A 22950-nucleotide genomic window follows, 5' to 3' on the forward strand; every position below is an offset into this window, starting at 1 on the left:
ATGGAAAGTGTGAACGTGTGTGTAATAGGGGCGGGCCTGGCAGGCATGAGTGCCGCACTCAGAACCGCAGAAGAAGGTTTTTCGGTCATCGTTCTGGAGCGTGGTGTTGAACAGGACTATCTGTGCAACACCCGGCTGACGGGCGGCGCTTTTCATGTATGCCTGAGCGATATCCAATTGCCTGCCGACGAGTTAAATAACCGAATACAGGCCGCAACCGAAGGCGCTGCGCATGCAGGATTGTCCAGCGCGGTCGCTGAAGATGCTCGGCGGGCAGTCAAATGGTTGCAGAGCCAGGGCGTGCGCTTCATCAAGGGCGGGGCCGAGCCGCATCATAATTTTGTGCTGTCTCCTCCTTCACTACAGCGAGTGGGTGCGGACTGGCGTGGTCGCGGCGGCGATGTGCTGCTACGCACGTTGACCAGCCGACTTGCCAATGCGGGTGGAGTCATCAAGCGTGGCCACCGCGCGCATGAGCTGCTTGTTGAAAATGGCAAATGTGTTGGTGTGAAGGGGCGTTCCGAGAAGGGTGAATTTTCGATACACGCAGACAACGTGGTAATCGCAGATGGGGGCTTTCAGTGTGACCAGGAGCTGATCCGAGAACATATCACCCCGGATCCCGATAAAGTTCTGCAGCGCAATGCAAGAACGGGCCTGGGAGACGGTCTGAAAATGGCGCGCCAGGCGGGTGCGAAACTTTCCGGGCTGGTCGGCTTCTACGGTCATGTTCTAAGCGCTGATGCGCTGAAGAATGACAAACTCTGGCCCATGCCCTGGCTCGATAACATCGCCACAGCAGCCATTGTGGTTGATAGGCAAGGCAAGCGGTTTGCTGATGAAGGCAGAGGAGGGGTGTATATCGCCAACCAGATTGCGGCACTCCCGGATCCTTTGTCGGCGACGGTGATTTTTGACCAGCCGTTATGGGCTAATCAAGGCACCTCCCGCTTTTTTCCTCCCAATCCTCATCTTGAAAAACTGGGGGGCACCTTGATTCGTGCCGATTCTATCGTCGAACTGGCTGAAAAGCTGGACATTGATGCGACCACTTTGCAGGCCACCGTGTCTGCCTATAACGATGCTGTTGTTCGTAACGATTTCTCGGCATTGCAACCGGCCCGTCGGTCCTCGGCATATAAGGCCGAGGTGATCGATACAGGGCCTTTTTACGCGGTGCCGGTATGTGCGGGCATGACCTACACAATGGGCGGGGTGGCCATTGACGAGTGGTCGCGCGTTCTAAGAGACGACGATTCTATCTTTCCCGGGCTTTATGCGGCAGGCGGCGCCAGCGGCGGACTGGAGGGGGGGCAAAGTATCGGCTACGTGGGCGGATTGAGCAAAGCCGCGACAACTGGAATGCGTGCGGGAGAACACATTGCGTCAACCTGCCGTCAACGAGTCGCGACGCGGTAAATCAATTCAAAAATGAGACTTACATGGTTAAGGCAGGAAGGCGTAAATGAGTGATGTAGAAACAGAAGTGCTGGTAGTAGGCGGCGGGCCCGTCGGGCTGGCCCTGGCAGGGGACCTGGGGTGGCGCAAGCACCATTGCATGTTGGTCGAACGTAGTGATGGAGTTGTTCAGCAGGCCAAGATGGATGGCGTGGGTGTGCGCACCATGGAGTTTTGCCGCCGCTGGGGGATTGTGAACAATATCGAGTCCAGCGCGTACAACCGGGCCTATCCGCAGGATAACGTATACCTTACTGCACTGAACGGCTATGAGCTTGGGCGTCAACCCATGCCCGCCATGAAGGATGATCGGCCGCCATCGGAAAGTCCGCAGAAACGGGAGCGCTGCCCGCAGAATATGTTCGATCCGATACTGCAATCCTTTGCGCTGTCGCATCCTACCGTGACTGCGCACTATGAGCATAAGCTTCTGGGGTTCGAGCAGGACGGGGACGGAGTGACATCCAGGGTATTGGACGTAAAGTCCAACAAAGAAATAACCGTGCGATCACGTTTTCTTGTCGGTTGCGACGGCGGTCGCAGCACGGTGCGGGAACAGCTGGGTATAGGCATGCAGGGCAAGGGAGTCCTGACGCATACCACTAACGTCATCTTTCGATGCCCGCAGTTCAACGATTTGCATGACAAAGCGCCCGGATATCGCTACATGTTCGTGGGGTCTCACGGCGTATGGGCGACGATCGTGGCAATTAACGGCAACGACCAATGGCGTATGTCGATTCTGGGCAATGCGACACAAGAGCATCATTATTCGGACGAAGAACTCAAGGCGTTTGCATATCGTGCCATGGGCAAGGCTTTTTCGCTTGAAATACTCAGCATTCTCAGGTGGACTCGTATTGAACTCGTCTCGGATTGCTACGGAAAAGGACGCGTGTATATCGCGGGTGATGCCTGCCATCTGACCTCCCCAACTGGCGGACTGGGCATGAATACCGGAATCGGGGATGCGGTGGATCTGTCCTGGAAAATTTCTGGATGCCTTCAAGGCTGGGGAGGCAAGGGGTTGCTCGATTCCTACGAGGTCGAACGCCGGCCTGTTGCACACCGAATCACCCGGTTCTCTACAAGTAACCTGGAGGTAATGCAGAGCGTGGCCCATACCGAAGAAATATTTGCTGCAGGACCGACGGGAGATGAGGCTCGCAAGAAGGTGGGACACGAGCTGGGAGAGGGGCTGAAGAAGGAATGGTTTTCCAAGAACATGCATTTGGGGAACCGATATCTGAAGTCGCCGGTTTGCATATACGACGAACCGGAGTCCGAGGACGAGAATCGGGCGGAGTACCTGGATGCCGTGAATTATCGACCCAGTACCCGGGTGGGATGCCGTGCGCCACACGTCTGGTTGTCCGATGGGCGCTCGACGCTTGATCTTTTCGGACAGGGGTTTGTATTGCTGTCAGATCCGTCTCGCATACAAGAGGTCGAACGGCTGGTGCACGCCGCGAAGGAAAACGGTGTGCCGATGACCAGTTATGCAATGGAGTCCTCCGAACTCATGCACGCCTACGAGAAGCCTTATGTTCTTGTACGGCCTGATGGACACGTGGCCTGGCGGGGAATGACGATTCCGGACAATGTGAATCGTCTGGTTGCACAAATAAGCGGTCACTGAAGTACACATGACTCAACGAACAGGGAACAGGAATTATCGATGAATGCGTCACAAAAAACCGATTTCGATCTCATTGTCGTGGGAGCCGGTATGGCTGGCCATAGCGCTGCATTGGAAGGAGTGCGGTGCGGCGGACGCGTACTGCTTCTGGAGAAAACGGCCCGGTTTGGCGGGAGTAGCCGCATGTGCGGCGGGGCTTTTGCATTCGCGGGCACACAGGTACAAAAAGAAAACAACATCCCCGACAGCGCGCAGCTATTGGAGGAGGATTTGCTAAAGGCAGGAAAGTATCGCAACGATAGCAAACTGGTCCATGTCTATGCTGAGAAACAGTTCGAAGCGTACGAATGGTTGCAGGACCTGGGCGTGGTATTCGATAAGGTGTCCTTGAGCGGCAGCCAGTCGGTTCCCAGGAATCACAACGTGGATCCTGTCGCTGTGTTGGAATCGTTGCATGAGCATTGTTTGCGCGAAGGCGTGATCTTTCGGTCGAACGCGCCTGTCGTACGGCTGTTGACCGATGGACACGGCGAAGAAACCGTCGTAACCGGCGTGATGCTGGACGGCGGGGAAAGACTGACTTCCAGCCGGGGAGTTGTGCTCGCCACGGGCGGATTCTCGCGGGCGGCAGATTTAGTCGAACGCTTTGTTCCTCATTTGCGTAACGCAAGGGCGATGGGGGGATATGGCAACACCGGTGATGGTTTACGTATGGCATGGGCCCTGGGCGCCGATTTGAGAGATATGGCAAACGCCAAAGGCACTTTTGGCGCGCCATACGAAGCGCCTGATCAAGCGATTGAAGATGATGTTCCCAGGCTGATCTCCGCCATGTATCGCGGCGCCATTGTGGTCAACAAGCTGGGAAGGCGTTTTGTGGATGAATCCATCTCTTACAAGAACATCGGCGATCGTTGTCTGGAGCAGCCTGACGCGCTCGCGTTCCAGGTCTTCGACCAGTCGGTGATGGATCAGTCCGAGCCGCTGCCAACGGTTGTGAACTTCAAGGCGGCATTAGAGGCTGGAATGATCAAAAAGGCAGCGTCGATAGACGAACTGGCTCATGAGCTGAATGTGGATTCCGATGCGTTGAAGGAAACCATCGAACGATACAACCGTGCTTGTCACGGCGAGCAGGAAGATGAGTATGGGCGAAGCTCGCTCAGTACGGGCTATGGAAAACCGACTCCCATGATAAAGGCGCCGTTTTATGGTTATCCATGCACGACCGGGCTGACGTCTACATATTGTGGTTTGCATACCGACGAAAACGCCAGAGTACTCAATGTGTACGACGAACCGATCAATGGGCTCTATGCTACAGGCGAAATCATGGGGGGCTTTCACGGCGAATCCTATATGAGCGGTTCGTCATTGGCAAAAGGTTGCATCTTTGGGCGCATCGCCGCACAGCATGCCCTGGCTTCCTCTGCAACGCGCCTCGATAGGCTGGAAATATGATCGTCCTTGTCACTGCTTCCCAGGCGCATAAGCACCGCCATTACTCCATCTAGAAACCAGGTTAGCTTTTATGAAAATAGCGACTTTCAACAATCATCGTGTCGGCCTTGTCGAAGGTGATCTTATTTATGATGTCACGCAAGCAGTCCCCGATGCGGGGCCCGCATTCCCGCAAGTGTATATGTCGCGTCTGATAGATCAATGGCCGGAAAGACGGGACGATATATTGGCAGCACGCCAGCGCGCACAAGGCGTTTCTCTTGAAACAGTCACGCTGAATGCGCCCAATCCGGCTCCGTTTCATGTAGTCGCGGCTCCGGTTAATTATCGCAAGCATATCGGCGAGATCGGCGCCCGCTCAGTCAGCGGAAATTCGTCGGCGATCGAGCGCGGCTTTTTTCTGAAGGCGTCGTCTTCGGTGAGCGGTCCCGGCGATGGGATCGTTCTTCCCAAGGGTTCGACTCGTCGCTTTGATCACGAATCAGAGCTTGCCGTGATCATCGGCAGGCGCGCCAAGAATATACCGCGTGAACAAGCGCTGGACTATGTTTTCGGTTACTCGTGCCTGATCGATATGACCATGAGGATGGAGCCGGGAGTGGGAGATGAGGAGCGCGTTGCGCGCAAATCTTTCGATACCTTTACGTCAATGGGGCCGTACATCGTGACGGCAGACGAGATCCCGGATCCCGGTGTCCTTGGAAATCGTCTTTGGGTGAATGATCAATTGCGTCAGGATTCGAACACCAGTGCGCTCATTCTGGATGTGCCCGGCCTCATAGAGTGGGCGTCGTCGGTTATGACGCTGCAACCAGGCGATGTCATCGCAACGGGTACGCCTGAGGGCGTTGGTCCCGTTGTGCCGGGCGATCGCGTGCGTATGACGATTGAGAAAATCGGCACCCTGACCGTGGATGTCAAGGAAGCGGTTGATTTTGCTCCCAAACGTTTTTAGGAGACTTTGATGTGCAGAGTAAAAACACTTATTGTCACGGCGCTCTGTATGGCCCCGTGCCTGGCGATGGGACAGAATTCGTCGTCTGCCGACGGCTTTCCATCGAAACCTGTACATGTCATTGTGCCCTTTCCTCCCGGCGGCGGGGTAGACATCGTTGTGCGGGCCGTCGCTGCGGAATTGGACAAAAAATGGGGCCAGCGTGTTGTTGTGGAAAACAAACCAGGTGCGGCTTCTCTTATTGGTGCGGATGTTGTTGCACGTGCGCCGGCAGATGGCTATACGCTTCTTGCCACAATTAACCAGACGATAACGTCAAACAGATTTTTATTCAAAAATATTCCGTACGATCCGGAAAAGAGTTTTGCGCCGGTCTCTCTGATGACGCGCAGTGATCAGATTTTGCTGGCCAATGCGAATATGCCCGTGAGTTCGCTCAAGGAGTTGGTCACAAAAGCGTCGTCAGCAAAAAGCCCTTTTGCCTATGGTTCTTTTGGCAACGGCAGCCAGCCGCATCTCTTGTACGAATTGCTCAAGGTCGAGAAAAAACTTGATCTGACCCATGTGCCCTACAAAGGGGTGGTTCCAGCGCTGACTGCATTGGCGGGCGGCGAAATCCAACTGGGTCTGGGTAGCGCCAACGTTGCCGGGGCCTTGATCAAGGCAGGAAAAATTAAGCCCATTGCCGTTGCCGGGGAGAAACGTTCTGAGGTCTACCCTGACGTACCTACAACGACAGAAGAAGGTTTCCCCGGGCTTCAAGCCAGCGTCTGGTATGCCTTGTTTGCTCCTGCAGGAACGCCAGCACCCATTGTCGACAAGATCTCCACAGACGTTGCCGATATTCTGAAAGCGCCTGCATTTACAGAGAAACATCTGACGCCACGCGGATTGGATCTTGTGGCCGGCGGTCCCGAAGAACTGGCAGCGGAAATACAGAAGGATGTAAAGCTGACTGAGGCAATGGTCCGGGCGGCTGGTGTGAAGCCGGAATAGAACGGTGTTCATTGACACGATAGGAAAAGATATGCATTCAGACATGCTGACGCCAGATTTTGAAACCACGCAAAACCTGGATGAACTTCATTTGAAACTGGAACAGATTAACGTAAAAAACGGCTGGAACAAGCCGACGCCATCGCTCTATCCAGAGCCCAGGCAGAGGTACGTGCCGGCGCATTGGCGCTATGCTGATGCGCGGGCTGCGCTGCATGCGGCGGGCCGGCTGGTGGGGACGGAATGGGCCGAGCGGCGCAATCTCATCCTCGCCAATCCGATAGAGGGCAACGACTACCCAACCGTGACCACCATGGTAGCGGCGTACCAGATGGTCAAGTCCGGAGAAAAGGCTCGCAGCCACCGCCATACCCCGAATGCCATGCGCATCATTATGGAGTCGACTTCGCCCGCCTATACAATCGTTTCCGGTGTCAATGTGCCCATGGAACCCGGGGATGTCCTGCTGACACCCAATTGGCACTATCACGGCCATGATAACCGCAGCGATACGGACGCCTATTGGATCGATATTCTGGATGCACCCACTGTCCAGTTGCTGGGTCCCATGTTCTTCGAGCATCATCCAGACGCGGTAGAAAAAACCGAGAAGGTTGACCCGGACAGCTCGATGCGGTTCGCATTTCGAGACTATCGGCCGCAGTTGCTCGCCCAGCCGGAAGCCGTGCCTGGCGTGCGCATGCTTGGGCTAGGGGAAGGCATGGTGGAAACATTTGATCGCACCGCCATCGGGCTTGCTGCGGGAACGGTCTGGAAACAGCCAAGGAAAACTGCCAGCGACATATTCGTCGTCGTCGAAGGGGAAGGAACTTCATCCGTTGGTGGCCGGCAGTTTGCCTGGGCACGCGGCGACGTGATCGCCGTACCCAGCTGGATCGCTCAGGAACATCGCGCCATGCAAGACGCCATTTTAATTCGCGTTTCGGATACGCCATTATTGCAAGCGCTGAACTGGGTCCGGGAGGAGAAATGAGCATGACCGTTACCGGACAACTTGCCGATTTCGCGTTATCGATTACGTGTGATGACTTGCCGCCGTCGACGGTCCTGGCGTCAAAACTATTGATGCTGGATACGATCGGATGCGCCATCGGGGCTTTGGCCACGGAGGAGGGACGCGCAGTATGCGCTATCGCTCAGTCGTCGGGGGGCGAAGGCAGTGCCACTGTGCTCGGTACTCGACTCAAGGTGCCCATGCAAACCGCCGCCTGGGCCAATGGTCGACTGGGCAATATTCTGGATATGGATGAGTGCTACAAGGTTCAGGGACATCATGCCCAGGCCAGTCTGGGGGCGGCGCTGGCCCTGGCCGAGTCAGGAGGCAGAGATGGCAAGTCTTTACTGAGTGCATTTACCATGGGGTTTGAAACCGGTGTCAGGCTGGGAAATTTTCTGAGTCCCCGGGTCACGATAGACGAAAACGGTCGTACGAAAGGCTGGACCGGTCTTGTCGGGCCCGGCCAGGGCGTGCTCGCCGCATGCACGGCGACTGCGCGCCTGGCGGGCTTGAGCCGCGAGGCTCTGGCCGATGCATATGGTAATTGTGCGCAATATATGGTCGGCAGAGACTGGTCGCGTCAATGGGGGCGCGATGAAAATCTGGGGACGATGAAGTATGCCGATACCGGATGGAATGCGCAAGGTGGCATGATGGCTGCATGGCACGCAAGGGAAGGGGTGCGAGGCATCAGCGATATTTTTGATAGCGATAGCTACGCGCAGGTTTTTCAGGGTGTCATCCTTGATCGCGACGCCATGCTGCGTGGTATGGGAAGCGAGTGGTATCTGCCCGAAACATCCATTAAATTCTGGCCCTGTTGTCGTTGGATCCACTATGCTTTGACCGCATTTTCCGATGTTGTCCGGAAAAATGGTTTGCGGCCTGAGGATATTGAGCGTGTTGACTTGCGCTCTTTTCCGATGATTCCTTATCCCCGTTTTGCTTTGCAAAGCGGTCCGCCAAATCTGGTGGCGGCCACCTTCAGTTTTGCGCACGCTGCCGCCATGGTGGCGCTGGACGTACCTGCGGGGCCTGCGTGGTTTACCAAAGACAATCTATCCGGAGATATCGCGAATGCAATGCGCGAGCGCATTACGCTGAGTGTCGATGAACGTGGCTACGATCCCGATACCTGGGGACTCGACGAGGGCGTGTTGCGCGTTCCTTCCAGCGCCCTGATCTATGCCGGTGGCAGACAGTTCGAAGCATTCTCCGACTTCGCGCTTGGAGATAGCTGGGCGGGTGCGCCAGACTTCGATGAAACCGATATCACCGCAAAATTCCGCCGTCTGACGCGGGCAGGTGCGTCTGCTTCGGACAAATGCGAGGACATGATCGACCAAGTCATTCATGCCGTGCTGAATATTGATCAGTTGGAAGACGTACGAGATTTGACTCATTTGCTGCAGACTTTGGCGCCCTCCGCAGAAAGAGGGACCATTTTCCCCGCGAATGCTTAGCAGTGATCCAACATACAGAAAAGGAACGACTCATGCATTATTCACGTTATATGCTCATGCCCTTCTTGGTGGGATGCAGTATTGCCAATGTCATGTCGCAGGCGCAGGCCGATGAGCGTTTTCCGAACCAGCCCATCAAGATCGTTGTCGGTGCAGCACCAGGCGGATTAGTGGACCTGGCGACTCGCAAAGTGGCCGAAATAGCCAGAGCATCGTTAAATGATGTGCCCATCATTATCGAAAATAAACTCGGCGCGATGGGGACAATTGCCTTGCAACAGGTGCTTGGCAGCAAGCCTGATGGATACACGCTGGCGTCCATTTCGACCAGCCCTGTCCTGATCGCCCCGCTTACCTCCAAAAATGTGAAGTATGACGCACTTAAGGATGTACGGTATCTTGTGAATTTGGTAGGTCCATCGCAGGCGCTTCTGGTTCGAGCAGATTCAAAGTACAAGACCCTGGAAGATCTTGTAGAAGATGCAAAGGCACATCCGGGGGAGATCACATATGCAACCTACGGAGCGTCTGATGCGGGCGGATTTGGGGTACAAGTGATGGGCAAACAGTTGGGGGCGGTGTTTAATAAAATTCCTTACCAAGGTTCGGCGCAGCAGGTTATGGCCTTACTTTCGGGCGAGGTGCAATTTACCGTGACATCCAATTATATGAATGAAGTGCGCAATGGCAGGATGCGTCCCCTGGCGTTGCTGGACAAACAGCGCTTTGAGCCCATTGCGGACGTTCCGACATTCAAGGATCTTGGGGTGGATTTCGAGTTTCCGTGGATCACCGGTTTGGCTATGTCACCCAAGGTTTCTGAAGACCGAGTAAAGACACTGGAGGCCGCGTTTCTTAAGGCAGCAAAGAGCGAAGAGTTCAAAGCCTTTATGAAAGAACGGGATGTACCGCTTTATGTTCTCTCCTCTGCAGAAACACGAAAGCAAATGGAAGCCTATTTTCAAGACTTCACTGAGATTGTGAAAGAGTTCGGCGAGCAATGATGTCGATAGCAGGCCAATGATCTTTACCGCCTATTTTTGGTGAACCATGAACAAATGCCATGCCATAACTGTCTCGTCGGATGGATCCCTCTGTCTCGTCAGGCACAGTATTTCTGCACCAGGGGAGAATGAGGTTCTGATTCGCGTATACGCGGCAGGTGTGAACAGGGGCGATATCAAACAGAAATATGGAGATTATCCGTCGCTTCCGGAATCAGCCTCGGCAGTGTTGGGTTTGGAAGTGTCGGGCGTGATCGAGGAGGTTGGCAGTCATGTTTCGCAATGGCAACGGGGAGACCGCGTATGCGCCCTTTTAATGGGGGGAGGATATGCAGAGTATTGTCTCGCGCAGGCAACCCATTGTCTTCCTATACCGGAAGGATTCGGGTTCATTGAAGCGGCGGGGTTGCCTGAGACGTTTTCTACTGTATGGCAGACATTAATACTGCAAGCCCGTTTACGGCGCGGCGAGAGCTTGTTGTTGCATGGGGGCGCAAGCGGCATTGGCGTGGCGGCTATTCAGATAGCGTCTCGGATGGGGGTGACGGTTTTAGCCAGCGCAGGCAGCGAGCGAAAGTGCCGCGCCTGCATTGACCTCGGCGCCAGGCATGCAATCAATTATCGTCAGGACGATTTTGAATCGATCGTTATGGAACTGACGAACGGTAAAGGCGTCGATGTTGTCCTGGATATGGTTGGTGCGCCTTATGCCAGAAAAAATGTGAATGTCATGGCTGACCAGGCACGGCTGGTGTACGTTGCAGGCGATTCGGGTGGCACGGTCGATTTTAACGTGCGGGACATCATGTTGCGCAGACTGACGATTACCGGCTCCACCCTTCGGCATCGTTCGATCAGTGAAAAACGGGAAATACTTCGAGAGTTGCAAAACGCGATCTGGCCGCAGCTGGAAAGTGGGTCGATCAAGCCGGTCATCGATAAGGTATTTTCGCTGGAACAGGCACAACAAGCGCATGACTATCTGGAGCAAGGAAAAGCAATAGGAAAGGTGGTGTTAGGCGTGCGATGACAGGCACGGTTATGTTGAATGTCATATTGATATTATTAAAAGGATTGCAAAGTGGAAAACTCATACTCGCTCCAAAGAATGGCTGACAGAATGCAGATTCAGGACGTCATGTACAGGTGGTGTCGCGCCGTTGATCGGCTGGATTTCGACGGAATCCGTTTGGTATTTCATCCAGACGGCATTGACCGTCATGGACCTTTCAACGGAAATGTTGACGGACTGATCGACTGGATACGGAACAGACACGCGAAGATTCCATTTTCGATGCATCAAATCAGTAATATCCTGATCGAATTTGCGAGCCAGGACATTGCAATCGTTGAGACGTATGTCCGTACTGTACAGCGCTACCCAGCCGATGCGAAAGCGAACCTGGCCCAGCTTTCCGGCGGCGCGGCCGGGTCAGATGGAAGGGGGGCAGACTTGTTCACTTGTTCGCGTTATATCGACAAGTTTGAGCGTCGCAACGGCGAGTGGAGAATCGCAGAGCGAAACCTGGTGCAGGATTGGAAGCAGATTGTTGATATTCCGGACAATGCGCCTGTTCCACAGGATGGATGGCTGAAGGGAGCCCGGGACGGATCGGATCCTCTCTTCAGGTTACGGGCTGAGGCAGGACTATGACACAGGGCACCTCTGGAAAATCAAGAACAGCTTTGGTAACGGGCGCGGCCAGTGGAATTGGCTTCGAGTGCGCCAGGCGCCTGGGTCAAGCGGGCATGACCGTGTTGATGCTCGACCGATCTGCCTCTGTCGTCGAGGCGGCCAGTCAACTGCGTGCATTGGATATTGCAGCATCGCCGATTGAATTGGATCTTGCTGATTCTTCGATTCTCTCAGATCGGGCAAAGTCCATTCAAAGTCAGTACGGAACTTGCGATATCCTTGTCAATAACGCAGGGATACACCCCAAGCCAAACGGTTTTGTGGCTTCGCTTGATGTAATTTCGCTTTGCGAATGGGAAGAGGTATTCAAAGTCAACGTGACTGCGCCCTTTCTTTTGGCCCAGGCGCTTATTCCTGCTATGGTTGAAGGCAAGTGGGGCCGGGTGGTCAATATCGCCTCCAGAGCAGGCCGCACGTATTCTCCTCGTGCCGGAACGCATTACAGCGCCTCGAAGTCTGCGGTGCTTGGGATGTCCAGGAAACTGGCTGGAGACTATGCGAGGTTTGGCGTTACCGTCAATTGTGTCGCGCCGGGTCAAATAGATACAGCGCTTGCCAGAACGTCAGCTACAGCAACACTGGAGAGTGCCAGGAAAATGATTCCCGCCGGTCGTCTCGGACTCGCAGACGAAATCGCCTCTGCCGTTGAATACTTGAGCTCCGACGCTGCGGCCTTCATCAATGGGGCGGTGATTGATGTAAATGGAGGAGAGTGGATGGGATGATTGATCTGATCCAGGGCTGTCGGCCAGACGCTGGTACTGTTATGAAACGATCCGACGCCCGCCGTCTACGCATATCAGTTCGCCCGTGACCAATCGGCTATCGTCGCTAGCCAGGAAAAGTGCTGTTGATGCAATATCACGGGCTTCGGGAAGCCGGCCAAGTGGTGTTGTATCGCGTCTCAATTGAATGAGCTCCGGCCCCAATCGTGCGGCCGAGGCCTCGTGAAGAACCGCCCCCGGTGCAATTGCGTTTACGCGTATGTTGCGGGGCCCCAACTCCACGGCACATTGCATCGTCATTGCGTTGACTCCGCCCTTGATGGTGCAATATAACAGCCGATTAACCGAACCGCGAATCGCGGCGATCGAAGAAATGTTGATAATGGATCCGCCCCCTCGTTCTTCGAGCTTTGGCAGCGCTGCCTGTACTGTCCAGAAGATAGATTTCAAGCCGATAGAAAACATCTTTTCTACAGTGTCCTCTTCGACCTTTTCTATTGGTTCATAGCGAATCCACATGGCGTTGTTGACCAGAATATCGAGGCCTCCGAATTCGCCAGCCATTTTTTCGAAGAGCTGTAAAACATTCTGGCGATTTCCAATATCGACGGCATAGGTACGCGCATGACCTCCGGCCTGGATGATCAGATTCGCCGTTTCCGCTGCTGTCTGCTCGTTTATATCCACGCATGCTACAGAGGCCCCCTCTGTAGCGAATTGTCGGGCTATCTCTTTCCCGATCTTGCCGCCTGCGCCGGTTACCAATGCAATCTTATTTTTCAATCTATCGGTCATATCAATACCCGCTATTATTACTTTCGTAGAGATGCATCCCTGCCCCAAGTGTGAGGAACGCATCCTTTGCTTCTCGGTCAATGGCGTGAAGAATTATTTCATCTCGATTTTTGCTTCCTGCAGGAAGCGCTTCCAGTAGTCAAGATCCGATTTCACGGACTTTTCGAGAAATTTTGAAGAGGTGTCGGGCACCGGTTCCATTCCAACACCGGCCATGCGCTCTTTGACCTTCGGCATCTGTACCGCTTTTGAAAAAGCATCATTTAGTGTTTTCACTATCCCGGGGGGAGTGCCGGCGGGCGCCACAATGCTATACCAGGTAGAAATAAGGAAATCTTTCACGCCCGCTTCTTGCATCGTCGGGACTTCTGGTGCCGCCTGCAGCCGTTGCGCGCTTGTTACCGCTAAAGGTTTAAGTGTACCGTTCTGAATATGCGCCATTGCGGACAAATCGCTAAAGACCATATCGACCTCTCCACCGATGAGGCCTATCAGCGCGGGGCCGACTCCTTTGTATGGTACATGAGTCATCTGAATATCAGCGCGCTTTTTGAACATTTCGCCCGATAGATGCGGTGTTGCACCTTTCCCGGAGGAACCGAAATTAAGTTTTCCCGGGTGCTGCTTTGCGTAGTCAATCACGTCTTGAACCGAATTGAAGGGGCTATCTGCCTTGACTACCAAAATGTTTGCAGACCTGTATAGCATTGCCACCGGAGAGAAATCCTTGATAGGGTCGTATAACACCTTGTCGTACAGGTTGGGATTAATTGCCATGGTGCTGTTGACGCCCATCAACAGCGTGTAGCCATCCGGCTTTGATTTGGCGACATATGCGGCGCCAAGACCGCCGTTCGCGCCTGGCTTGTATTCGACAATCATGCGTTGGCCCAAAAGCGGCTGCACGGCTTCGGCCATAATCGGACCGAACACACTGCTCATGCCACCTGATGCATAGGGTACGATAAGCGTAATGGGCTTTTCGGGGAAAGCGGCATAGCTGTTTGTCGTTAAAACGGCTATATACAAAAATCCAATATGAATTAATCTTTTAATCATCGTATGACCCGGTTCTGCTTAGCAATTAACGGAAAAATCAAAATTCGTAATGTGCTAATCATACATCATAAGGTCATACCTTTTATTGGTATCAATCCTAATTGACGCCATCGCTCCGGATATGTAGCCATATCGCTTAGCACGGACGCACAGTTCGATCCTGGGTCGAGTGACGCCTAACGCCCGCCAGCCAAGTCGATAAACGATCCAGTGACATACGAGGCTTCGTCGGACAGCAGCCAGGCGATGGCCGAGGCCACCTCTTCGGGTTGTCCGCCGCGTAGCATGGGGATTTGCCCGCTCACGCGATCTACGCGTCCGGGCTCTCCACCATCAGCGTGGATATCAGTATAGATAAACCCGGGCCGGACACAATTGACGCGAATGCCTTTGCCGGCCAGCTCCAGTGACAGGCCGCGCGTGAATACATCGACCGCGCCCTTGGAGGCCGCGTAATCTACATATTCGCCCGGCGAGCCGGTTCGCGAGGCGACCGAGGACACATTGACAATCGCGCATCCCGGTTGCATGCGTTTGATGGCCTCCCGGCTACACAAAAAGTAGCTGGTGACGTTCGTGGCAAGGGTTTTGTTGATGCGTTCGGCATCCATGTCGGAGACGGTCATCTGTTTGAACAGTACACCGACGTTGTTAACCAGGTGGGTGACTGGTGCCAGTTGCTCGTCCATGTCTGCAAACAGCCTGACAACTTGGGCTTCATCGGATACATCGGCGCGAAGGGCTATGCAGGGCACCTGGAATTCCGACTTGATCTGTGTGACCAGCGTTTGTGCAGCCTGCTCGTTGGTATGGTAATTAATACAAATGCCATATCCCCTGGCAGCCAGATATTTGGCAGTCGCAGCGCCAATGCCACGGCTGCCGCCGGTGATTAATGCCGTCTTTCCCATTTTTGCGTCCTGATTTGTGTTCCGATGAGGTCTGATATTACAGCCTCGGGCGCGTTCAAGCAAAGGCACGGCCTGATCCGGCATCAACGGGCGGAATGCTTGCGGATGAAATCGAGGACGGCTTTATTGAACACCTCGGGTTGCTCCCAGTTGGCGCAATGGCCTGCTTCGGTAATGACGACTGATTCGGCCGCGGGAAAGTGCGACAACTGCAAGCGCAGTATCGATGGCGGGACGTACAAATCAGCATCGCCGGTCATGAGCAGGACCGGGGGATGGATTTTTTCCACGCTCTGCCAACTGAGCGGGTTCTTCAGTTTTTGCATGACTCTGCCGCCTGGTCGGGCAGCTGTTGCCATTTTCTTCCACTGCTCATGTCCTTCCGGGTTGCCCGCGCGGTAGGATGGGCCCAATTCCTTGAAATCAACCGGCAAGTCATTGAAAAAGGCCGGACGAAGGCGCTTTTGCATCGCGTCATATGCTTCGTCTCTGACACCGAGCATGGACGAGGCCAATGTCAGGCTGATCACTTTTTCCGGGTAGGACAGGCTGTAGTCCAGGGCGAAATAGCCACCATGTGCGACTGCGACCAGGTGGATCCGATCAGCATTCACGTGTTGCAGCAGCCTATGCAGATCCTCCGATGCCACGCCTGGGTTCTGTATACTGCCTGAGTCGGAGTTGAGGTATCCCCGGCGCGAGTAGCCGATAGCACGGTATCCGGCAGCTACAAAAGCAGGCTGTTGATACTCCCAGCCGGCGCCGCTCTGGCTGCCGGCATGAAGAAAGACCACAATCTCTCCTGAACCGCCTGTATCCCAATACCATAGTCGAGTGTCGCCCAGATCGGCGATCGCTTCTTTTACTGTCAGGGGCGGCAGGCGGGAAGAAGACATGTGTAATTTATTTATTACAGTAGAGCAAGCCGCCGCCAGGGCCGGTCGGTACGGTAATGAGGCCATTGTCGACCGGCAGGCTCTCGAATGGATCGTCGTTCAGATGCTGGTGCTCTGATAACTCGCAGCCATATGGCAGGTTTTTGATTACGCTGGCGACCTGCGCGCCCATTGCCTGCAATAGCGCAGGGCCGAAGGCGGCCCCCACCCGGCAGATCACGTTGCCGGCTTCGCAGATATGGACAGCTTGCATGAAACGTCCGATGCCTCCCAGCTTGGTGATTTTGAGATTGATCACATCGGCCTGGCGGTCGGTGACCAGTTTGAAGACATCGTCCACTGTCTGCGCACTCTCATCGGCTTCAATCGCAGTGGGCAGTGTGCGCGTCAGCAATGCCAGCCCTTCCGTATCGGAGGCCGGCACCGGTTGTTCGATCAGAGCAATGTCGTGACGTTCCATTTTTGAGAATGCCTGCATCATCTGCTTGCAGCTGTAGGACTGGTTCGGGTCCAGAGTCAGCACCGTTGCCGGTCCGGCGGCGGCGCGCACTGCGGCCACTCTTTCAATGTCGAGCGCCGTATCGCCCGAAAGCTTGAGTTTGAGCTGTGTGTACCCGGCAGTGACCAGCTCTTCTGCCTTGCGCGCCATCTCCGACGGCGCCTTGATAGCCAGAATACGGGACTGCGGTATGGCGTCGCGCAGTCTGCCTCCCAGCAGGGTCGATACCGGTACGCCCAGGCGTTTTCCCAGCAGATCATGCAAAGCCATATCCACCGCGGCCTTGACGCTGAAATTGAACGCCAGCAGCACTTCCAGTTCTTCCATGACAGATGCAATGCTGTCGATCTGCCGATGTAACAGCACAGGCCGGATCCATTCCAGAGCGCTGCGTGCGCCGGCGCCGTGCGTAGTAATGGCCGGAATGGCGTGTGCATAACCCAGCCCTGTGAACCCCGCGTCATCGGTCAGTTCAAGTACGTGCCCTTCGAGCTGTGGGACTTGCGCACGTGCAAATTTCCAGCTGGGGTCATGCAGACGCTGGGTACATTCGGTGAGTCTGACTTCGACAATGTTCAAAGCAATATTCCTGTGTATTTCGGATAAAAATAGCAATTGAAATGCAATTGCGGCAAAAGGTGCTGGCATGCAAGAGCTCTCATGCGCTGGGCCATGATACGGTTGGTGCTTGTCCGCAGCTACCTCAAAAAACGCAATTCTGAATTGCCGCAATTGGGCTGGCACGGACACGGGGTTAGTTATAAAGTGTTTTCTTTCGTTTCCAGGCGGTGCTAGTAAGGCGCGTGTACGGCCTGCAAATCTCAAAAGATAATCAAAAAGGAGACAGCGTGTTCAAGCACAGACAATGGCTATTGTTCGTTGCGTTTTTCTTGGGAATCGTGCCATTACTGGCAAGCGCCGCTGACTGGCCGGCCAAGCCCCTGAGACTGATTGTTCCCTACTCTGCCGGTGGGCCCACTGACGGGGTTGCCAGGCTGATTGCCCAGCATTTGGAGAAAAATCTCGGGCAACCGGTAGTGGTGCAGAATCGGCCCGGCGCGGGCGGAGCTGTCGGCGTGGGAGAAGTGCTGCGTGCGGCGCCTGATGGCTACACCCTGGCTCTGGTTGCGCCGGGGCCCGTGGCGGGCCTGCCGGCCTTGCAAAAACTGCCTTATGAGTTATCTGATATTCAATATATTGCTGCCGTTGCCAGGTATCCATCGGTTATTTCAGTGGGTACCCGATCGGGCATTTCAACACTGCAGGAACTGGTCGACCAGGCATTGAAAGCGCCCGGTAAACTCAATTACAGTTCGGCCGGCAACGGGACAACACCGCATATCGGCGCAGAATTGTTCAGGCAGGAAGCGGCTATCGAAACCATGCATATTCCGTATAAGGGAGCTGCGCCGGCCACCACAGCATTGCTGGCCGGTGAGGTCCAGTACGAGGTGTCCGATTTGGCGCCAGTGCTGTCGTTTCATCGTGCGGGTACCTTGAAAGTGCTCGCTGTTGCGGGGCCGGAACGGTTGCCGCAATTGCCTGATGTGCCGACGACCGGCGAGTCGGGGCTGCCCGGTGTCATTATGGAAACGCTGTATGGGCTGGTCGGGCCGGCTGGTGTTTCCGGCGAGACGATTGACCGGATTGGGCAGGCCGTCAAAGAGGTGACAGATTCGGAAGCGGTCAAGACGTTTTTGTACGAGCAGGGTGGTAGCGCCGCTTACATGAACGGCGGTCAATACCGCGAGACGATGATGGCGGAATTTGCCAAGTGGAAGCGGGTGGCACAGAAAGGCAATATCAGTCTGAATTGAGTGTTAAGCTGGTGACGGGATGATCTAGACTGGCAGAGCTTGGCCTGCCTTGGGATATAACAACGTCATGCAGCCTGACCATAGTGCAACGGATTTTCAGATTACTCTGTCCGCGGATTTGAATCGGTGGCGGTTTTTTGTCGTTATTGCCGAAATTGGCAGCCTCACGCGCGCCGCCGCCTTTCTGGACAGCAACCAGTCCCTCTTGAGTCGCCAACTGAATGCCCTCGAAAGAGAGTGTGGCGTACGCCTTTTTAACCGTACTGGCCGGGGTGTAGCGCTTACCGAGGCCGGAAGCCGGATTTTCGATCGGGTGGTCGCTTTGCTGCGGGAAGCAGAGCATCTGGATCAGAGCTTGCAAGAGTACATCAAGGCGCCCGCCGGCACGGTCACCCTGGCCTGCTTCGGCTCTATCGGCGCGGCGCTGGTGAGCCGCTTATACAGCGACCTTCGCAACGACGCCCCCGGTGTGCGGCTGCGATATCTGGAGGGTAATGTCGGGCAGATTGAATCCTGGCTCCTTGACGGTCGCGCTGACATCGGCATCTTATATCGGTATGGCGACACCCTTCCTGAACAGGAGTTCGAATTGGCGACGGTCGACAGTTATCTGATTGGTGCCAGCGGTGATCCACATACGACGGGGCCCGATGTTGAATTTTCCCAGTTAAAGGACGTGTCGTTCGTGCTTCCTGTCGCATCCAACGAACTGCGCAATAAGATGGAAGCGTTGGCGCGTGAAATGGGGTTTTCTATTGATACCGCAATGGAGACCAATTCGCTGACGCTGATGAAACAGTTTGCCGCGCAATGCGGACTGCACACAACGTTACCCATTCATGCCGTTTCGCAGGACATTGCCAGCGGTCGTTTGCAGGCTTCGCGGATTGTGAACCCGCCAATCAAACGGATGATATCAATGGCTATTTCCAGGACCAAGGGGCCCTCCCGGGCAGTGTCCCTTGTTTCGTCCCGGCTGCTTGATCTGTCACGATCAATGTTGGTTGAGTAATAAGCTGCGCGGTTTGCGCAGCCTTGTTCAATCACATCAGGATTGCGACGCCTGGTTTTCCGGTTGCATGGCAATCATCCACTCCATACCGAATCGGTCCTTGAGCATGCCAAAGCAGGGCGAAAAGAACGTCTCGCCCAACGGCATGGTCACTGTGCCGCCGTCGGCCAGGGCATTGAACATTCGACTGGCGTCTTCTTTATCGGTCGGAACGATGGACAGGGCAAACCCGGCAAAGGCAGTGCCGCCGCTTTCACACCCGTCGGACGCCATAATGACACTATTGCCGATCCGAAAACTCGTGTGCATGATCTTGTCATCGAAGTCCGGCGGTACGGTGCCAGGAGGTGGTTTTTCCGGGCTGTCGCCAAATCGCATTATCATGTCGACTTGCGCTGCCACAGCGTTCTTGTAAAAATCCAGCGCTTCTTCACAGCGTCCGCCAAAGAACAGATAGGGAATGACAGAGGTCTGGCTCATGATATCTCCTTGTTGTGGGCCGGCCCGGGGCCTGGCACCGGTAAGGGGTGAATGGTCATTAAAAAGACATCTAAGAAAGCGGGGTATTTCAATTGCAATTGAACCGTTGCCGGTTCCTGGCCATTGATTGTGTTTATTACGTTTTGTCAGCTGCGGCCTGCAGCGTTGCGATATCCAGTTTTTTCATCGGCAGCAATGCTTCCATGACGCGTTGCGCGCGATCAGGATCGGTCAACAGTGCCGGCAGGATAGCCGGCGCGATTTGCCATGACAGGCCATAACGGTCTTTAAGCCAGCCGCATTGCTGTGCTGACGGATCGCCGCCTTCATTCAATGCAGCCCAGTATGTGTCGATCTCGTCCTGGGATTCGCAATGTACCTGAAGGGAAATGGCTTCGTTGAATTTGAAAATAGGCCCGCCATTTAAAGCCGTAAATGGGACCCCGGCCAGCTCGAACGCGACGGTCAGCACGCTGCCGTCGGGGCGGCCGCTGACTTGCGTCATTTTTTCACCGCGATAATGGGTTGTTTGCGTAATACGTGAATCAGGGAAAATGCCGGTGTAGAACCGGACTGCTGCTTCGGCCTGGTCATCAAACCACAGGCAGGGCGAAATTTTTGAGGTGACTTTCATGTGTGTTTCCTTGTTTAGCAGCGGCTTTATTGCAAGTGAAATTGTCAAACCTGCGCGCCGCACAACGGGCCGGTTGCAGGAAATAATGAATGGTTTCAGTATGCCGGGGACGGTATTTTCGGTAAATAGGCGTATGCGACAATTTGCAAGGGAGGATACGGCAAAGCCGACAACGAAATCCAGTCGACGGGCTTTAAGTATCCGATCTCGCGCGCTTAACGCGCGCATTAAGGTATAAGAAACCGTTCCGCAGGCATTGCCTAAGGAGCCGAGGAATCGGATCTCGCCAATTGCCGATAGACCGTGCTGCGGTGCAATCCCAGTTCCCTGGCCGTTTTACTGACATTGCCCCTGTTTTTCACCAGCGCCTGTCTAATCCGCAGGGTCTGCAGGTCCTTGAGACTGACGTCGGGCAAGGGTTGATCCGATTGGGTCTGAAAAGGAGCCAGGATGTTAGTGTCAGCGGTTGGGTTGCAGGCGAGCGCTTCAGGCGCAGGGATCGAGTTGGAAGCAGCGCTGCCCGCCCGTGTTTCCGGGGCTGCCGATGGCGCGCCGCGCACTTGCCTGAGCAAATGGACAGGCAGTGCATCGGGGCGGATAATGCTTCCGGTCGGCAAAAAGGCGGCCAGCGTTTTGAGAACGGAACGCAATTGCCTGTAGTTGCCGGGCCAGGGGCAGGCGCACAGGATGTCCAGTGTCTCGTCGTCAAAAATCAGGCTGGGCGAGCTTTCGTGGCGTCGAAGCTCGGCGCAGATAAACATGCGCAGGTCGGCGCGCTGGCGCAGCGGGGGCAGATGAACCAAGTGGTCCTGAATTCGATAGTAAAGATCCTGACGGAAATTTTCTTCCTGTGCCAGTATTTCTGCCTGCTGGTTGGTCGCGCTGATCAGGCCGAACTGAACCGGCCAGGCCTTATCGGATCCCAGTGGCTGTACGACCCGCTCCTGCAACACCCGCAGAAGTCGTGACTGCAATGGCAGGGGCATATCGCCGATTTCGTCCAGGAACAATACCCCGCCGTTGGCGTCGCGCAGCCGTCCGCGTGAGCCGTTGCGCTGCGCACCGGTAAAGGCGCCCGGCTCGTAGCCGAACAGTTCTGCTTCAATCAGGCTTTCGGGCAGCGCGGCGCAGTTAATGGCAATAAATGGTCCGTTGCGCCAGCGGCTGTGCGCATGCAGGTGTCGGGCAAATACCTCTTTGCCGGTGCCTGTTTCACCCAGCAGCAAAATGCCCAGATCGGCATTGATGGCCAGCGTACTCTGGCGCAACGCAAGCTGCAATGCGGGTTCCAGCGTTGGCAGGCTGGCCGCGGGCAGGCCGGCGGGTTTCGTGCGGTCTTTGTCTGCGGGGGACTTCGCCTGGATCGACCCAGCATGGCCAGTCTGTGCGGCTGCGGCGTTGTCTGAATTGGGTACACCGATCCGCTCAAATTGCAGCGTGGCATAGAGCACCGTGCCGTCAACGACATGACTGGCCGATGGATGTGGCTGCAGTTGTTTCCATTGTGGCAGCCAGTTTTCGACCGCCTGATCCAGCAGCTGGGTCAGCGGTACACCCAGCACATCAGCCGCCACTTCGCTTGCGCCCACGATATATTCATCGGCGACAAGTAAAGTGCCACACAGCGCCGGGTTGATAGGGCCGGGCTGGCGCTGAAATTGCAGTCGTGCGATATGAGTGTCGGCCAAGTCCAGTATCTGATCACCGATCTGGCGCGCCGTGGCCCGGACCAGGTCGCCGGTATAGTCGGGAAGCGTGCGGGCATCGCCCGAGATGTCCAGTACACCCAGTATGTCGCCACGTGGCGAGCGGATCGGCGCGGCATGACAACTGAGGATGCGGTTGCAGGACAGATAGTGTTCCTGGCCATGCACCCGGATGAAGGCGTTTTCGATGAGTGCAGTGCCGATGGCATTGGTGCCGCGATGATCTTCTGCCCAACTGGCGCCCGGTCGCAGGGCAACCTGATCGGCCTTGTGCAGGAAAGCGTTATTCCCTGTCGAGTGCAGGATGACGCCGCTGGCGTCCGATAGCAGCAAAATGCCCTGCGCGTGTGCGACGATACCGCTGGCGGCGGCGATGTGCGGGGTCGCGGTATGCAGCAGGCTGGCGTATTGATCCATGCGCGTGTTCAGCTCGGCGCGATCAAGCAAAACCGGTTCGCTATCGAGCGCGCCGGCCTGCCTTTCACAGCGAGCCCAGGAGCGCTGGATCAGCGCGTTCGGCTGTACTGTACCCGTAGAGTTCAGCGAGTGATGCAACATCGACGTCTCCTGATGTGTTGCAAAAACAGGCGGTTGTAATTTGCGTTGCTTGCGTGCTGTCGCAAATGGCGACACTTGTTGCTTTGTTTTGTGTGTCATGCGCGACGTGTCAGGACCATTCTACTCCAAAACCTGCCGTGACCCTTTGCCGGAGGGCCTGGCATGAAC

General features: G+C 55.2%; 21 protein-coding genes. 13 read left to right on the forward strand and 8 right to left on the reverse strand.

The window, feature by feature from the left end; genetic code table 11:
• The 11 genes from W822_RS31020 to W822_RS31070 all read left to right on the forward strand — a co-directional run bounded on the left by W822_RS31020 (nt 1) and on the right by W822_RS31070 (nt 12415).
• Nucleotides 1-1419, forward strand: a complete 1419-nt coding sequence (locus W822_RS31020; RefSeq protein ID WP_024004479.1) for an FAD-dependent oxidoreductase — start codon at nt 1-3, stop codon at nt 1417-1419.
• A 46-nt stretch (nt 1420-1465) separates the two neighbouring features.
• Nucleotides 1466-3097, forward strand: coding sequence for an FAD-dependent monooxygenase (locus tag W822_RS31025; RefSeq protein ID WP_024004480.1), 1632 nt, complete (start codon nt 1466-1468; stop codon nt 3095-3097).
• A 39-nt stretch (nt 3098-3136) separates the two neighbouring features.
• On the forward strand, nt 3137-4558 hold the full coding sequence (locus tag W822_RS31030; RefSeq protein WP_024004481.1) for an FAD-dependent oxidoreductase: 1422 nt from the start codon (nt 3137-3139) through the stop codon (nt 4556-4558).
• A gap of 70 nt (nt 4559-4628) precedes the next feature.
• Nucleotides 4629-5513, forward strand: a complete 885-nt coding sequence (locus tag W822_RS31035; protein WP_024004482.1) for a fumarylacetoacetate hydrolase family protein — start codon at nt 4629-4631, stop codon at nt 5511-5513.
• Between the two features lie 9 nt (nt 5514-5522).
• Nucleotides 5523-6509: a Bug family tripartite tricarboxylate transporter substrate binding protein gene (locus tag W822_RS31040; RefSeq protein ID WP_024004483.1), complete on the forward strand. Its 987-nt coding sequence runs from the start codon at nt 5523-5525 to the stop codon at nt 6507-6509.
• Nucleotides 6510-6540: 31 nt separating this feature from the next.
• Nucleotides 6541-7503: a cupin domain-containing protein gene (locus W822_RS31045; RefSeq protein ID WP_024004484.1), complete on the forward strand. Its 963-nt coding sequence runs from the start codon at nt 6541-6543 to the stop codon at nt 7501-7503.
• Between the two features lie 2 nt (nt 7504-7505).
• On the forward strand, nt 7506-8990 hold the full coding sequence (locus tag W822_RS31050) for an MmgE/PrpD family protein (RefSeq protein ID WP_172642769.1): 1485 nt from the start codon (nt 7506-7508) through the stop codon (nt 8988-8990).
• A 32-nt stretch (nt 8991-9022) separates the two neighbouring features.
• Entirely contained in the window at nt 9023-9994 is a 972-nt protein-coding gene (locus W822_RS31055; protein WP_024004486.1) for a Bug family tripartite tricarboxylate transporter substrate binding protein, read from the forward strand.
• Between the two features lie 46 nt (nt 9995-10040).
• Complete coding sequence (locus W822_RS46125) at nt 10041-11024, forward strand: NAD(P)H-quinone oxidoreductase (RefSeq protein ID WP_024004487.1); 984 nt, start codon at nt 10041-10043, stop codon at nt 11022-11024.
• A gap of 51 nt (nt 11025-11075) precedes the next feature.
• Nucleotides 11076-11648 carry a nuclear transport factor 2 family protein gene (locus W822_RS31065; RefSeq protein ID WP_024004488.1) on the forward strand — a complete coding sequence of 191 codons (573 nt, stop codon included), beginning with the start codon at nt 11076-11078 and terminating at the stop codon, nt 11646-11648.
• Nucleotides 11645-12415 (forward strand): SDR family NAD(P)-dependent oxidoreductase, encoded by a 771-nt coding sequence (locus W822_RS31070; protein ID WP_024004489.1) that lies wholly within the window; start codon nt 11645-11647, stop codon nt 12413-12415. The genes W822_RS31065 and W822_RS31070 overlap by 4 nt, the downstream gene beginning before the upstream one ends.
• 39 nt (nt 12416-12454) lie before the next feature.
• On the opposite strand, the gene W822_RS31075 is transcribed toward W822_RS31070, so the two are convergent.
• From W822_RS31075 to W822_RS31095, 5 genes are all read right to left on the reverse strand, one after another.
• Nucleotides 12455-13210, reverse strand: coding sequence for an SDR family NAD(P)-dependent oxidoreductase (locus W822_RS31075; RefSeq protein WP_024004490.1), 756 nt, complete (start codon nt 13208-13210; stop codon nt 12455-12457).
• Nucleotides 13211-13303: 93 nt separating this feature from the next.
• Nucleotides 13304-14269, reverse strand: coding sequence for a Bug family tripartite tricarboxylate transporter substrate binding protein (locus W822_RS31080; protein WP_024004491.1), 966 nt, complete (start codon nt 14267-14269; stop codon nt 13304-13306).
• Nucleotides 14270-14445: 176 nt separating this feature from the next.
• The gene (locus W822_RS31085) at nt 14446-15180 is read right to left on the reverse strand and encodes an SDR family oxidoreductase (RefSeq protein ID WP_024004492.1); all 735 of its coding nucleotides are present in this window, start codon (nt 15178-15180) and stop codon (nt 14446-14448) included.
• An 83-nt stretch (nt 15181-15263) separates the two neighbouring features.
• The gene (locus tag W822_RS31090) at nt 15264-16076 is read right to left on the reverse strand and encodes an alpha/beta fold hydrolase (protein ID WP_024004493.1); all 813 of its coding nucleotides are present in this window, start codon (nt 16074-16076) and stop codon (nt 15264-15266) included.
• Between the two features lie 7 nt (nt 16077-16083).
• Nucleotides 16084-17154: a mandelate racemase/muconate lactonizing enzyme family protein gene (locus W822_RS31095; protein WP_172642770.1), complete on the reverse strand. Its 1071-nt coding sequence runs from the start codon at nt 17152-17154 to the stop codon at nt 16084-16086.
• Nucleotides 17155-17423: 269 nt separating this feature from the next.
• Between W822_RS31095 and W822_RS31100 the strand changes: the two genes are divergently transcribed.
• Complete coding sequence (locus W822_RS31100) at nt 17424-18392, forward strand: Bug family tripartite tricarboxylate transporter substrate binding protein (RefSeq protein ID WP_024004495.1); 969 nt, start codon at nt 17424-17426, stop codon at nt 18390-18392.
• A gap of 67 nt (nt 18393-18459) precedes the next feature.
• Nucleotides 18460-19404 carry a LysR family transcriptional regulator gene (locus W822_RS31105; RefSeq protein ID WP_024004496.1) on the forward strand — a complete coding sequence of 315 codons (945 nt, stop codon included), beginning with the start codon at nt 18460-18462 and terminating at the stop codon, nt 19402-19404.
• Nucleotides 19405-19440: 36 nt separating this feature from the next.
• Here W822_RS31105 and W822_RS31110 read toward each other — a convergent pair whose 3' ends face one another.
• The 3 genes from W822_RS31110 to W822_RS31120 all read right to left on the reverse strand — a co-directional run bounded on the left by W822_RS31110 (nt 19441) and on the right by W822_RS31120 (nt 22782).
• Nucleotides 19441-19884: a VOC family protein gene (locus W822_RS31110; protein WP_024004497.1), complete on the reverse strand. Its 444-nt coding sequence runs from the start codon at nt 19882-19884 to the stop codon at nt 19441-19443.
• Between the two features lie 136 nt (nt 19885-20020).
• The gene (locus W822_RS31115) at nt 20021-20518 is read right to left on the reverse strand and encodes a VOC family protein (protein WP_024004498.1); all 498 of its coding nucleotides are present in this window, start codon (nt 20516-20518) and stop codon (nt 20021-20023) included.
• Nucleotides 20519-20778: 260 nt separating this feature from the next.
• Entirely contained in the window at nt 20779-22782 is a 2004-nt protein-coding gene (locus W822_RS31120; RefSeq protein WP_024004499.1) for a sigma-54-dependent Fis family transcriptional regulator, read from the reverse strand.
• Nucleotides 22783-22950 lie beyond the last annotated feature (168 nt).

Origin of the sequence: Advenella kashmirensis W13003 (assembly GCF_000506985.1) — a bacterium.
GTDB classification, from domain to species: domain Bacteria; phylum Pseudomonadota; class Gammaproteobacteria; order Burkholderiales; family Burkholderiaceae_B; genus Advenella; species Advenella kashmirensis_A.